Origin of the sequence: Sphingobacterium phlebotomi, from assembly GCF_008180195.1 — a bacterium.
Classification (GTDB): domain Bacteria; phylum Bacteroidota; class Bacteroidia; order Sphingobacteriales; family Sphingobacteriaceae; genus Sphingobacterium; species Sphingobacterium phlebotomi.
Map to the genome: position 1 here is coordinate 24,699 of NZ_VTAV01000020.1, position 12,313 is coordinate 37,011.

General features: G+C 38.3%; 13 protein-coding genes. 8 read left to right on the top strand and 5 right to left on the bottom strand.

What is annotated here, in order from left to right:
• Nucleotides 1-3: 3 nt before the first annotated feature.
• Together FXV77_RS19610 and FXV77_RS19615 are read right to left on the bottom strand one after the other, a co-directional pair.
• A complete protein-coding gene (locus FXV77_RS19610) occupies nucleotides 4-327 on the bottom strand; it encodes a hypothetical protein (protein WP_148920939.1) in 324 nt (107 codons plus the stop codon).
• A 166-nt stretch (nucleotides 328-493) separates the two neighbouring features.
• Complete coding sequence (locus tag FXV77_RS19615) at nucleotides 494-2,131, bottom strand: ABC-F family ATP-binding cassette domain-containing protein (RefSeq protein ID WP_148920940.1); 1,638 nt, start codon at nucleotides 2,129-2,131, stop codon at nucleotides 494-496.
• A 285-nt stretch (nucleotides 2,132-2,416) separates the two neighbouring features.
• On the opposite strand from FXV77_RS19615, the gene FXV77_RS19620 reads away from it, so the two are divergent.
• The 5 genes from FXV77_RS19620 (at nucleotide 2,417) to FXV77_RS19640 (ending at nucleotide 7,141) form a co-directional block, all read left to right on the top strand.
• Complete coding sequence (locus tag FXV77_RS19620) at nucleotides 2,417-3,634, top strand: DoxX family protein (RefSeq protein WP_148920941.1); 1,218 nt, start codon at nucleotides 2,417-2,419, stop codon at nucleotides 3,632-3,634.
• A 46-nt stretch (nucleotides 3,635-3,680) separates the two neighbouring features.
• A complete protein-coding gene (locus FXV77_RS19625) occupies nucleotides 3,681-4,265 on the top strand; it encodes an ASCH domain-containing protein (RefSeq protein ID WP_148920942.1) in 585 nt (194 codons plus the stop codon).
• An 8-nt stretch (nucleotides 4,266-4,273) separates the two neighbouring features.
• Nucleotides 4,274-5,077: a class I SAM-dependent methyltransferase gene (locus FXV77_RS19630; RefSeq protein ID WP_148920943.1), complete on the top strand. Its 804-nt coding sequence runs from the start codon at nucleotides 4,274-4,276 to the stop codon at nucleotides 5,075-5,077.
• A 268-nt stretch (nucleotides 5,078-5,345) separates the two neighbouring features.
• On the top strand, nucleotides 5,346-6,629 hold the full coding sequence (locus FXV77_RS19635) for an erythromycin esterase family protein (protein ID WP_148920944.1): 1,284 nt from the start codon (nucleotides 5,346-5,348) through the stop codon (nucleotides 6,627-6,629).
• A gap of 122 nt (nucleotides 6,630-6,751) precedes the next feature.
• The gene (locus FXV77_RS19640; protein ID WP_148920945.1) at nucleotides 6,752-7,141 is read left to right on the top strand and encodes a nuclear transport factor 2 family protein; all 390 of its coding nucleotides are present in this window, start codon (nucleotides 6,752-6,754) and stop codon (nucleotides 7,139-7,141) included.
• Nucleotides 7,142-7,182: 41 nt separating this feature from the next.
• Here the strand turns inward: FXV77_RS19640 and FXV77_RS19645 are convergent, their stop codons facing one another.
• Nucleotides 7,183-8,343, bottom strand: coding sequence for a TlpA family protein disulfide reductase (locus FXV77_RS19645; protein WP_148920946.1), 1,161 nt, complete (start codon nucleotides 8,341-8,343; stop codon nucleotides 7,183-7,185).
• A 177-nt stretch (nucleotides 8,344-8,520) separates the two neighbouring features.
• Between FXV77_RS19645 and FXV77_RS19650 the strand changes: the two genes are divergently transcribed.
• The gene (locus tag FXV77_RS19650; RefSeq protein ID WP_148920947.1) at nucleotides 8,521-9,369 is read left to right on the top strand and encodes a helix-turn-helix domain-containing protein; all 849 of its coding nucleotides are present in this window, start codon (nucleotides 8,521-8,523) and stop codon (nucleotides 9,367-9,369) included.
• A 173-nt stretch (nucleotides 9,370-9,542) separates the two neighbouring features.
• A complete protein-coding gene (locus tag FXV77_RS19655; RefSeq protein WP_148920948.1) occupies nucleotides 9,543-10,040 on the top strand; it encodes a hypothetical protein in 498 nt (165 codons plus the stop codon).
• Nucleotides 10,041-10,119: 79 nt separating this feature from the next.
• On the opposite strand, the gene FXV77_RS19660 is transcribed toward FXV77_RS19655, so the two are convergent.
• Complete coding sequence (locus FXV77_RS19660) at nucleotides 10,120-10,983, bottom strand: hypothetical protein (protein WP_148920949.1); 864 nt, start codon at nucleotides 10,981-10,983, stop codon at nucleotides 10,120-10,122.
• A 112-nt stretch (nucleotides 10,984-11,095) separates the two neighbouring features.
• Nucleotides 11,096-11,461: a winged helix-turn-helix transcriptional regulator gene (locus FXV77_RS19665; protein WP_148920950.1), complete on the bottom strand. Its 366-nt coding sequence runs from the start codon at nucleotides 11,459-11,461 to the stop codon at nucleotides 11,096-11,098.
• A gap of 141 nt (nucleotides 11,462-11,602) precedes the next feature.
• On the opposite strand from FXV77_RS19665, the gene FXV77_RS19670 reads away from it, so the two are divergent.
• Nucleotides 11,603-12,283 carry a YceI family protein gene (locus FXV77_RS19670; protein ID WP_148920951.1) on the top strand — a complete coding sequence of 227 codons (681 nt, stop codon included), beginning with the start codon at nucleotides 11,603-11,605 and terminating at the stop codon, nucleotides 12,281-12,283.
• Nucleotides 12,284-12,313 lie beyond the last annotated feature (30 nt).

Sequence of the window (12,313 nt, forward strand, 5' to 3'; positions counted from 1 at the left end):
CAACTACAAGCCTATTTGAATACCGACGTTCACGAGTCCTTTAAAACCTAGGCCCAAGTTCAGGAAGGGAGATATTTTGGTGCCATACGAAAATCCAATAGCATCTACATGAAAAGCAAAACCAATATTCCCTTCACTCGAGGTGCCTATTCCCACGCCCGTCATTGCAGCACTATAAAGCCTCCATTTATTCTGCTTAAGGTAGTTATATTTTCCCTCCGCCATTATTCCGACAATCGGGATCTCTTCTTTAGACGTTTCGTTAGTCGTTCTATTTACAGATTCTGATCTATAATTTTCAATAACTATGGTATAATTAATAAACAAAATTCAATGGCCCAATTATGGTGTATCATTAGCGCGGTAATCTTTTGAACAACCAAAACGTACCGTTGTTTTCCGCACGGTGAAAAATTGCCAACGAAATAGCCTATACATTTTCACTAATACAGGCTATATACCAGCGAACTATTTTTAAAGAAACCATCATTTGCTATCCCACCCTTTCAATATCATTAAGGTTACCCATTTTCTTATATTCCAAGAAGCCCTTGATATCTTCAAAGTGCTCTCTTACGCGCTTGTTGCCAAACTCAAAAACTTTCTTTGCCAATCCATCAAGGAAGTCTCTATCGTGCGATACCAAAATCAGCGTACCATCAAATTCTTGCAGGGCATCTTTAATGATATCTTTGGTCTTCATGTCCAAGTGGTTGGTGGGCTCATCGAGGATGAGCACATTCACGGGCTCTAACAATAGCTTGATCATAGCCAGACGTGTTTTTTCTCCTCCGGAGAGTACCTTCACCTTTTTGGTCGTATCCTCGCCACTAAACATGAATGCGCCCAAGAGATCTTTGATTTTGACACGCACGTCACCTACCGCAATTTGGTCAATGGTTTCGAACACGGTAAGTTCTTCGTCCAGCAACGAGGCCTGATTCTGGGCAAAATATCCGATTTGGGCATTATGCCCCACCTTTAGAGTGCCTTCGTAATCAATCTCCCCCATGATCGCTTTAATCATGGTTGATTTACCCTCTCCATTTCTACCGACGAAAGCTACTTTCTCTCCACGTTCGATAACCATCGAGGCTTTTTCGAATACGACATGCTCTCCGTAGGTTTTGGTAAGTTCTTCAACGATGACTGGATATTGTCCCGAACGGGGAGATGGCGGGAATTTTAGACGTAGCGCGGAGGTATCTACCTCGTCCACTTTGATGATATCCAGTTTTTCCAACATCTTAACGCGGGACTGCACCTGCAATGTTTTGGAATAAGTGCCTTTAAAACGATCTATAAATTCTTGCGTATCGGCAATAAAACGTTGTTGTTCTTCGTAAGCCTTCAGTTGGTGTTGGCGTCGTTCTTGACGTAACTGCAGATAATGTGAGTATTTTGCTTTATAGTCGTAGATACGGCCCATCGTGACCTCGATCGTGCGGTTTGTGATGTTATCAACAAAGGCGCGGTCGTGGGAGATAACGATAACAGCTTTGGCCGAATTGACCAGAAAATCCTCTAGCCACTCAATACTTTCTATATCCATGTGGTTGGTAGGCTCATCAAGAAGTATTAAATCGGGCTTTTTCAACAGAATTTTGGCGAGTTCGATACGCATACGCCATCCCCCAGAAAACTCCGCTGTTTGACGGCTAAAATCTCGCCGTTCAAAACCTAGGCCTTTTAATACTTTTTCAACTTCTGCATCGTAGTTGGTCTCTTCGATGGAATAGAACTTTTCGCTTAGCTCGGAAACCTGCTCGATTAACTTCATGTACTCGTCCGAATCATAATCGGTACGGATGTTCAGCTGTTCGTTGAGCGCTTCAAGTTCGTCACGCATCCGGTAGACTTCATCAAAAGCTTTAGAAGTCTCCTCAAAAACCGTCATATTATCCTCCGTCAACAGGTGTTGAGGAAGGTAAGCGATCACCGCTTCCTTCGGTCCGCTGATATGGCCGGTAGTGGGTTTGCCTACGCCGGCAATGATCTTTAGTAAGGTGGATTTTCCTGCACCATTCTTTCCCATTAGGGCGATCTTGTCATTTTCATTGATGGAAAACGATACATCACTGAAAAGGGTTGTTCCGCCAAAGGATACGGAGATATTATTTACGTCTATCACGATATGTGTCTATTTAAAAAACAGTCGCAAAGATACAGCAATATAATGAAGGTTTGGATGTTTATCCTGTATTTCCTGTCGATCCATATCGCTGTCCACTCTTGAATAAGATTTTTAATTTGCTCGGTTTTTCTTCGAACAGTTTCGTCATCCATCGGAAATATGTTTGCAATCATAGCTGAGGCTTATCTAAGTTATAGTTTTTAGGTATAATTATACACCGATTATTTACTGGTTATTGCTATCTTTATTGGTATAATTAATTATGAACAATACGATTAAGTTATGAGTAAAACCAAAATAGGTTTTCGCTTTTCATTCATCTTTATCTTATCTTTTATTCTTGTAATGAATAATGGAGCTTTTCCATTATTTCATTATATAAATAGACCGATTGTGCAATTAATGCACGAATTTACACCTTGGTTTGCAAAAAATGTGCTAAATTATAGCTATGACTATTCCATCTTTACAAACGGTAGTGGCGACACTTCTTACGATTGGATAACGTTACTCATCCTTTTCCTCTGGGCAATCATCGGCGCCATAATTTGGTCTATTGCAGACAGGAAACGAAAAAACTATAGTGCATGCTATTATTGGCTAACTACTTTTATGCGTTATTACATTGCTTTCATGTTGATAAATTACGGTATGATTAAGCTGGTTCATGCCCAGATGCCTCCTCCCGGACTAGACCGATTGATGCAGCCCTTAGGCGAATTTTCTCCCATGGGATTAGCTTGGACTTACTTTGGATATTCGAAAGGATACAACATTTTTGTCGGAATCGTCGAAATTCTAGCCGGGCTTCTTTTATTCCGGAAAATAGTGGTTTTAGGTGCTTTGATAACAATGGCGGTCAGTATCAATATCATGACAACCAATTATTTTTTTGATGTGCCCGTCAAAATGGTTTCTACTGCGTTGCTTATATTATCAATTTTTTTACTGTTACCACATCTTAAACCATTATTCAATTTCCTCATACTCGGAAAATCTGTTCAGATAAAAACGATCAGGAATCCAAAGTTTACTAAGGCCTGGAAAAACAAAATACTTATTGTGATCAAAATAACGGTAATAGGTATTTTCGTGATACAACAAATCTCCGGCCTTCTCAATAGACAGAAACTCATCGATCATTACTTCAAAAAGTCACCCTTATATGGGATATATTTGATAGAGAGCAGTAATGAGATACGCACGACTATACCAGAAGACTGGACATCTATCGTTTTCGAATACGAAGGGCATGCCAACATCAGAGATATGTATTACAAAAAGCAGAGACTATCTCCGGTAATAGATCCTAAAGAGAAAAAGATATCGTTAAATAATTATACGTTTGATTATTCTGTACTGGAAAATGGGGATATCCTTTTAACGAAAACATTCAGCGACCGCACGGAGGAAGTCAAATTAATCAAACAGCACCCAGAGGAATTTGAATTAATAAAACGGAAGTTTAACTGGATACAGGAGCATCCGTACAATCGATAAGAGACCGAATTTATGGTTTTTACTACATCACAAAAAAAATAAAATCATGCTGTTTAAAGGTATACACCTGCAAGGTATTAGATCGGGAGAGATCACCATGGCTTTTCGTAAGTGGCAAAAGGTTTCCGTTAATACCGGAAGCCTTTTGCACACTTCTGTTGGCTTGCTCGAAATCGGCAAGGTTGAAGCAATAAAGGAGAATGATATAACCGACAAGGATGCAATACGGGCCGGTTTCACAGATAAAAGGCAATTGCTTAAATCATTTCCCCACAATAGCACGGGTACGATTTTTAAAATAGCTGTTCGTTATCATTCAGCAGACCCAAGAATTAAATTAAGGGAACAAACAGAATTATCAGAACAGCAATTTAAGGATTTGAAAGGCCAGTTAAAACGTTTAGACCGTTACAGTAAACAAGGGGATTGGACTGAAAAAATACTGATGACCATAAAAGACAATCCCAATTTGCACGCCATAGGCATTGCAAAATTGACAGGATTTGAAAAAGAATGGCTGAAGCTGAACATCCGAAAACTAAAAAATTTAGGCTTGACGATAAGCCATAATGTAGGCTATGAACTATCTCCATTAGGGAATGAATATTTGACAAAACTATCCAACATATAAACAGAAAAATGGCTACAGAAAATAATTATATAGAAATAAACCGGCAATCTTGGAATAATAGAACTGAAACACATTTAAAGTCGGAATTTTACGATCTGGACAATTTTCTAAAAGGCAAAAGCTCACTAAACGATATTGAATTAAACTTACTGGGCGACATTCAAGAGAAATCTATATTGCATTTGCAGTGTCATTTCGGACAAGATACTATTTCGCTGGACAGACTTGGCGCGAACGTTCTAGGCATAGATTTATCAGACAAAGCTATTGAAAGTGCAAAAAAAATCGCAAAGGACACGAACTCAAATGCAAAATTCATTTGCTGCGACATTTATGACTTACCAAATCACTTAGACGAAAAATTTGATGTTGTTTTTACAAGTTACGGAACAATTGGTTGGTTGCCTGACCTACACAGGTGGGCAAAAATCATTTCCAAGTTTTTAAAGCCAAACGGACAATTTGTATTCGTAGAATTTCATCCTGTTGTTTGGATGTTTGACGACAACTTTGACAAAATAGGTTACAGGTATTTTAATTCAGGAGCAATCGAAGAAACGCAAAGCGGAACTTATGCCGATAAAACAGCTGAATTGACACTATCTGATGTGTCGTGGAATCACGGCATAAGCGAAGTACTGAATAGTTTGATAAAAAACGGGCTTGAAATAAAATCGTTAGACGAGTTTGATTATTCACCCTATAATTGCTTTAACAAGACAATAGAATTTGAACCAAAAAAATACAGAATAGAACATTTGGAGGACAAAATACCAATGGTGTATTCAATAACAGCAACAAAAAAACAATAGCCAACATCACATTGGTAAACCGATAAGGCGTTAACGCTGTATTTTTTCACGGGGCTTTTGTTTATCCTTTACCAAGCAACGATCGTATTGATTGCGCTCCCCCTGCTCGTAGCTATACTCTTATTCTACAAGTTTTTTCCATATGGTAAATTACGGGACAATCAGAATTCTTGAGTTGCATCGTTACGTTGCCTTACCATAAAATTTATTGTTATCTTTATAAGGAGTAGCGTAAAAAGAGTGAATGTATTTGAAGTTATAAACAGTTATGAAAATTACACTATATATTTTATGTAGTCTGTTATCCATTGTAAAGATCTTTGGACAGGACAAGAAAATTGATTGGCTAAAGCAGCACGCTATTGTACTCCATTTGGAAGACAGCACTGACCAGTTCGTACGTGACAAAGATGCATTAAAAAAAGCAATAGGAGATTCAAAATTGATATTGTTGGGTGAGGAAACGCATGGAGACGGAAAGGCGTTTGAGACAAAAGGAAACTTGATAAAGTTTCTACACGAGGAATTAGGATTTAGCGTACTTGCTTTTGAAAGCAGCCTCTATTTAGCAGAAAAGTCAAATCAATCCATGTCATCTTCAGCAGATCGAATGAGCACGTTGAGAGGCTCTACATACCCACATTGGTCTTGGACGGTAGAAATGCAGCCACTATTACAGTATATCACTGATAAAGCCACCTCAGAAAACCCGCTTCAGATTTCTGGATTTGACTACCAAGCAATTTCTAAAGTAGATCGTGAAGGATTTCCAATCGAGCTATTTAAAATATCGCGTGCCAAAAATATTCCATTTGCGGATCAAAGCGAACAAAATGATTATTTTATATTCTACTCCTACCTTTCCAATTATTTCACCAACGTACCAAACGACATTACTCCGGAAACTATGCAAAGCTTATTGCATACTTTTACCTCCGTATCTGAAAAGTTCTTGCTGGGCCTAGAAAATGACGATAGTGATGCTGGAAAGCTTATCACTCAAACGCTGAGGAATCAAGTAGATGCCGCGCCTAGCTTAGTCGAAAATTTTACGGCAAAAAGAACTGGTAAAAACTTTTCATCGAATACCCTAAGAGATTCTATAATGGCTGAGAATGTAATCTGGTTAAAAGAAAAACGGTATCCGAACGAAAAAATAATCATATGGGCGGCTAACTCGCATAACGCACGAAATATAAACAAAACGATGGGCGACTATCTTTTCAAGAAATATGGTCATGACCTATATTCTGTTGCTTTTGTAGCAAACGATGGAGAATGGGGCACAATCAATATGAAAAATAGCCGTCCTATAACGGAGGCAAAGGAAGACACTTTTGAAAACCTGTTTCATCGTACTGGTTATAGAGATTTCTTCTTGGACTTTAGAGAATTAAAGAACATGAATAATGGAAAATGGTTGTCAGAAGAAAGAATAATGCGACCCCATGGTTATTTTGAACAAACACAAAACTGGACTGAGGTGTATGACGCTGTAATTTTCAACGGTACAATGACACGGAGCCATCTTTTTAAGGTCTCGAAGGATTAAGTACATCAGGCACCCCTCACACAAAAGCGAATACAGTATCGTCCGCCTCGATAGATAAAAAAAGTTATTACGCTGTCACATATTTAACATGAAATGTGTCTTATATAAAAAGCATAAAATAGATGAAGACATTATTGAGAGTAAAAACAGCCATTGAGGCATTTGTGAAAGCTGGCGACAACCGCGATGTAGCAGTATTAGAGAATATTTTACACGCCGGTTTTCAGAATATCCAAGACGGATTTTTTGATGAGAATGGAATTTTTGTATTCTCAAAATCAGATTATATCGAACTAATCAGAACGAAGAAATTCGGAGGAAGCCCCAGAAGTATTGCTTACAATTCCATCGAACAAACCGGCAATATTGCTACTGTACAGGTAAAATTGGAAAGTCAATATTTAATCTTTCATTCTTTGATAGTCTGCGTTCAAGAAAATGAGCACTGGAAAATAATAAACAACATTCCTACAATAGCAGTGAATATACCGCAGCAAGATGTCATCTGTTAATCAATTTCGCCGAGCTTCACCATCCTAAAAAAGAAATGGATTTAGTCCTTCCTAATTATAGCACGTATTTTCTCCATATCAAGCCTTCCTCCTTTTTTATAGTAAACGATCTTACCATTTCGATCTAACAACAGAACGCTGGGTACACTACTAATTCCCAGTTTACCACTCAATAGGCTTCCTCTATCCAAACTGTGCACCCAATCCATCTTATGCTCCTCTATACTATTAATAAAACTGGTCGAATCACGATCAATAGAAATACCGACTATCTTCAAGCTATCTGCTGAAAACTCCTTTCGCAAGGCCTTTATATCCGGAATTTGCCGTATGCAGGGGCCGCACCAGCTCGCCCAGAAATCCAGCAGAACGAAGTTCTCTTTTTGGTCCTTAAAAACAATAGTGTCTCCAGAGATATCTTTGAAATGAATATCTGGCATCGTTTCACCCTCCTTTAAAAGCACCGGAGATATTTTTTGCTGCAGTTCATCGGCTATCTTTTTTCCTTCACCGGTATTTCTGAATTCTTCTGGGAATGTATTGTTGTAATAGGCTAATAACGTTGTATAATATTCAGAATCATTTTCGACAGATTTTGCAAATGAAAGTACTTGATTTTTAAAATAGTAAAAGGAAAAAAAGTCTTTCGCGTATGGCACAAGGAAATCCATTGATTTAGCGTTTATGGATTTCGCTAACTTGGCAAGTTCATATTTTAAGGAATCATTCGTGCGAACCGCTCGACCATGTTTTATATATATATCGCTTACTTTTTGCAACTCTGACGTTTGTCCACGTCTCAGTTCCCGATAAATATCATTTGATACGGTATCATAAATAGCCGTAAGATTGGTATTGCTATCTGTATAAAATGGGGCATTCCCTCTGTTGGCATCATAGAATAGATTTAAAACAGCGACATTACTATCTATAAAGAATTCATCAAAATTTTTGCGATCATAAACAACGGAGATTGTCGGGCGGCTCGTATAAATAGGTTTGTCAACGATGATGGTAGTATCTCCCTGGTTCAGGTCGACGATATCTAAAACAATGCCGTCATCGAAATGCACGACCAACTTTTCCTTGTCAATACCAGTAAGATTTATCTTAAGGTGCACATGGTCTTGCCCATACGCCAGCCCAGAAAGCGTCAATGATAGCGTTAAAACAAGTAAAAACTGTAATCTAGCAACCAACATATAATAATTTTTAAAAACATTGAAAAGATATAATTCTAAATTTACCTAATAATTTGATGTAAAGAATATGATTAACATTTGTTAACGGCAGCACCGGTTTCGATAAAAGAGTAATTTGACGAAATTTGATATTGGCGCTGAAAAAAATGTTTAATTTCGATTATAAAATCAAATAGAATGGTCGTAGATTACCAAAAGATTGATTTATTTGGAAAATCATTTATCCAAAAAGTGGTTTTAAAACCGCCTTTCCAATTCGCTTTCCCTGTTGCGGATCAGGCCTGTTTTCTGTATATGCTCAAAGGTGAAATGCACTACCAGTTTGACGAAGATTCCGTAGAAATACCGACCAACCACTCCTTGTTACTCAACTGCGTACATTCGGGGAGACAAATACAGGAATCAAAGAGTAATGGTAATGGCGAAGTAGTCATCGTTACTTTCCATCGGGAAATCTTAAAGAAAATCTATCAAAAAGAACTACCTTTTGTACTGCAGCAAAGCAATAAAGCTTCCAATCAGTCGAGCGGAACAATGAACAACGATTTCCTAATTCAGAAATACGTCGAAGGGTTGTTGTTTTATTTTGAAAACCCATCCTTGGTCCATGAAGAAATCTTGATTCTAAAACTGAAAGAGATTATTCTCTTGCTCTCACAAACGCAAGACGCATATATAGTACAGGTTATATTATCACAGCTTTTTTCACCGATCACCTATACTTTCAGACAGGTTATAGAGGAAAATATTTTTTCGCAGATCAGCGTAGGAGAACTGGCACAGAAAACCAATCTGAGCGTCTCTTCTTTCAAAAGAGAATTTAAAAAACTATATAACGACAGCCCCGCCAACTATATCAAAACAGAACGACTGAAAAGGGCAGCGGAACTCCTTTTAATTTCGGATAACCGCATCACTGATATCGCATTCGATTGTGGATTCAACGACTTGGCTAATTTTACAAAAAGCTTTCACGATAAATATGGTACTACGCCAAGCAATTATCGGACTACCATTTTACGATAAAGGACATAAGGCAATCAACCAGCCCATTCCTTTGCCTTATCAATTTTTCCAAAATTTACTTGATCGTCTTTTTACTCTGGTCTTTATTACCAAGTAAATGAGCCGATTCACAAAGTGTTATCGTTATCCGAATTGCAACTTTGTCCTATCAATAAATTCAAATTTAAAATATTATGGGACTATCAAATTTAGGATTATTTCACACCGTAGTAGGTGTTGTTGCCATTATCGCCGCTGCAGTGGATTTCACAAAAGTTGGCAAAGTTGACTTAAGCCAATTGACAGGAAAAATTTATTTTTACGGAACACTGATAACTTCACTTACCGCATTGGGCTTGTCTAAAGCCGGTGGATTTAATGTGGGACACGTATTCTCCCTGCTTATTGTTATTTTGATCGTTATAGCCTATGTGTTGCATATTAAAAGACCAGGTAACAACAAATATCGCTATTATGAAAATTTCCTGTTGTCATTAAGCTTTTTCTTATCCCTCATACCAACCGTAAACGAAACATTTACTCGTGTACCGGTATCAAAACCCCTAGCGGCAGGACCAACGGATCCGATCATCGCACAAACACTGCTCGTCCTTTTTATTCTATTTGTACTAGGTTCTGTACTTCAGTTTAGGAAACAGAAGAAAATTAATAATGCTATTCGCCAAGACTAGGCATCAGCATTTTCACCGCTATATAGATCCATGTATTCATCATAGAAATATACGGATCTATGTACAAGGTATTGATTATTTATTGTTTCGGACTAATCTGCTTACCATCCCATGAGTACTTCTGTCGATGTTTAGTCTCCGAATATTGCAACTCCTCCGCTTCATAATCGATGACCTCTCCCTGCACAATATCTTTAATGATTAGTCCGGCTTCTAAGTGATGCTCTACAGGAAACAGTATCTTCTCTTCATAATAGCTTACGCCGGCATCACTCACTGAACTTTTAGAAAACATATCGACAAAATTTTCACCGTTCCACCCAAGATAATAGTGTGTGGTAGGAATTCCACATGCCTCACCATAGAAACCAACTCGGTGAATATACTGTAGACCTTCCAAACCCATATTAGGCAAAAGCTTGCTTTCTGTATAGGTTTGACCATTTCTATAGACAGGGTAATGACTTCTGCCCATTAACTTGTTATCTGGGGTCAAATACTTCACTTCGCAGATATACGCGTTCCCACCATATTCCGAAGGCTTCTCGTAGCGTAATAACCCGTGGATGAACTGGTTACCTTGATCGTCGACTTGACGCCCTAAAGCGAGCAACCCCAGCCAGATAAATCCTTTTTTTATGTGTCCATTTTTTTCATATTGAACCTCGTGCCAAGGGGCTTCATACCCACGAATAGTACGTTCGTTATAACCATCACTCGTTATGAGCAGCATGGTTCCGTGCGTTAATGAATCTAAAAGATTGCCATCTGTATCGGGATAGTCTCGAATATACGCGACATCTGCAAAAACATAGGCTGTATCTCCTTTCTGCTTGTTCCATAAGTTATATCCCTCATAGACCTGATAAGCGGCTGGTGTATCCAGTTGTGCATACGTCGCGAAAGAAACCAGCATGGAGAATAGTAGGTGAAAGCTCTTCATCGCTCAAAATAAATAAAAATATAGAAACAGTACAATAGCTAAAATCTGGTAATTCTAACTGGAATGAGCTTATCACAATCTGTGATAACCGATCCGGTTCCAGCTTGCCGTATTAATCAGTCTTGCCATGCAATCTATTTCTATAGAAAACACCCCAATTTGCGATTTCATCTATAATCGGTTCCATCGTTTTTCCATATTCCGTGACTTCATATTCAACTGTTATGGGTTTTGTGTCGACGACAGTCCTCGTTACAAGTTGGTTCATTTCTAAATCCTGCAATTCTTTGGAAAGCATTTTGGCGGCAATACCATCAATCTCTCGTAAAAGATCCATAAATCGCATTTTCCCACCTTGCAAAAGTGTTCCTAGGATATGTATTTTCCATTTACCTGACAAGACTTGCATTGTGTCTGTTATTGCCGTTATTCTAACCTTACATTCTAAGGACTTCGTAACCGTTTTCCTCTTTATCATACTGGATTTTTTTCAAAAATAAACAAACGAAGATTACTTACCAATTGGAAACTAGTTTCCAATTGGTAAGTAATGCATTTTTTAAACCGACCTTATATTACCTTTGCAGCGCTATTTAGACATCAATAACAGTAAATAAAAATGAGAAAACTATCAGCTTTAACAATCGTTGCCGCGTTAGCATTCGCGGCTTGTGGAGGTAATTCCAACGCGGACAAAGTACAGACATCAACAGCGCAAGAGGTTGCAACGGAAAAAGGTACCGTATTCCAGCTTGATCGTGCGAGCAGCTCTATAAAATGGAAAGCCTACCATAAAGGTGGTTTCGATCCTCGGTTTGGAACACTGGAGAGTGAAGGAACCCTGACACTGGAAAATGATGCGATTGCAAGTGGTAAATTCACCATCGACATGAATTCTTTGCGCACGGATGATGATGCTGTAGATGTAGCGAAAACAGGCGGAAAGACGGCTGCTGATTTAGATGGGCATTTAAAAAACGAAGACTTTTTCGAAGTTGAAAAATATCCTACATCGAAATTGGAAATCACTTCTGTAAGATCTTTTGATCCTGCAAAAGATCAAAGTGTACTAGCGGATGCAACAAACGTTATTAGTGGTAATCTAACAATAAAGGAAAAAACGGTAAATATATCTTTCCCAGCGAAAGTATCCATCAATGAAAACGAAGTAATTGTACAATCGAAATTCACTATTAATAGACAGGATTGGGGCCTTACTTACGGAACGGATGGCGATCCTAAAGATTGGATGATTTCACAAGAGGTTGACTTGGAATTTGATATCACCGCAAAAAAATAAATATCGCTGTTCACTAGATGGCTTCAATGC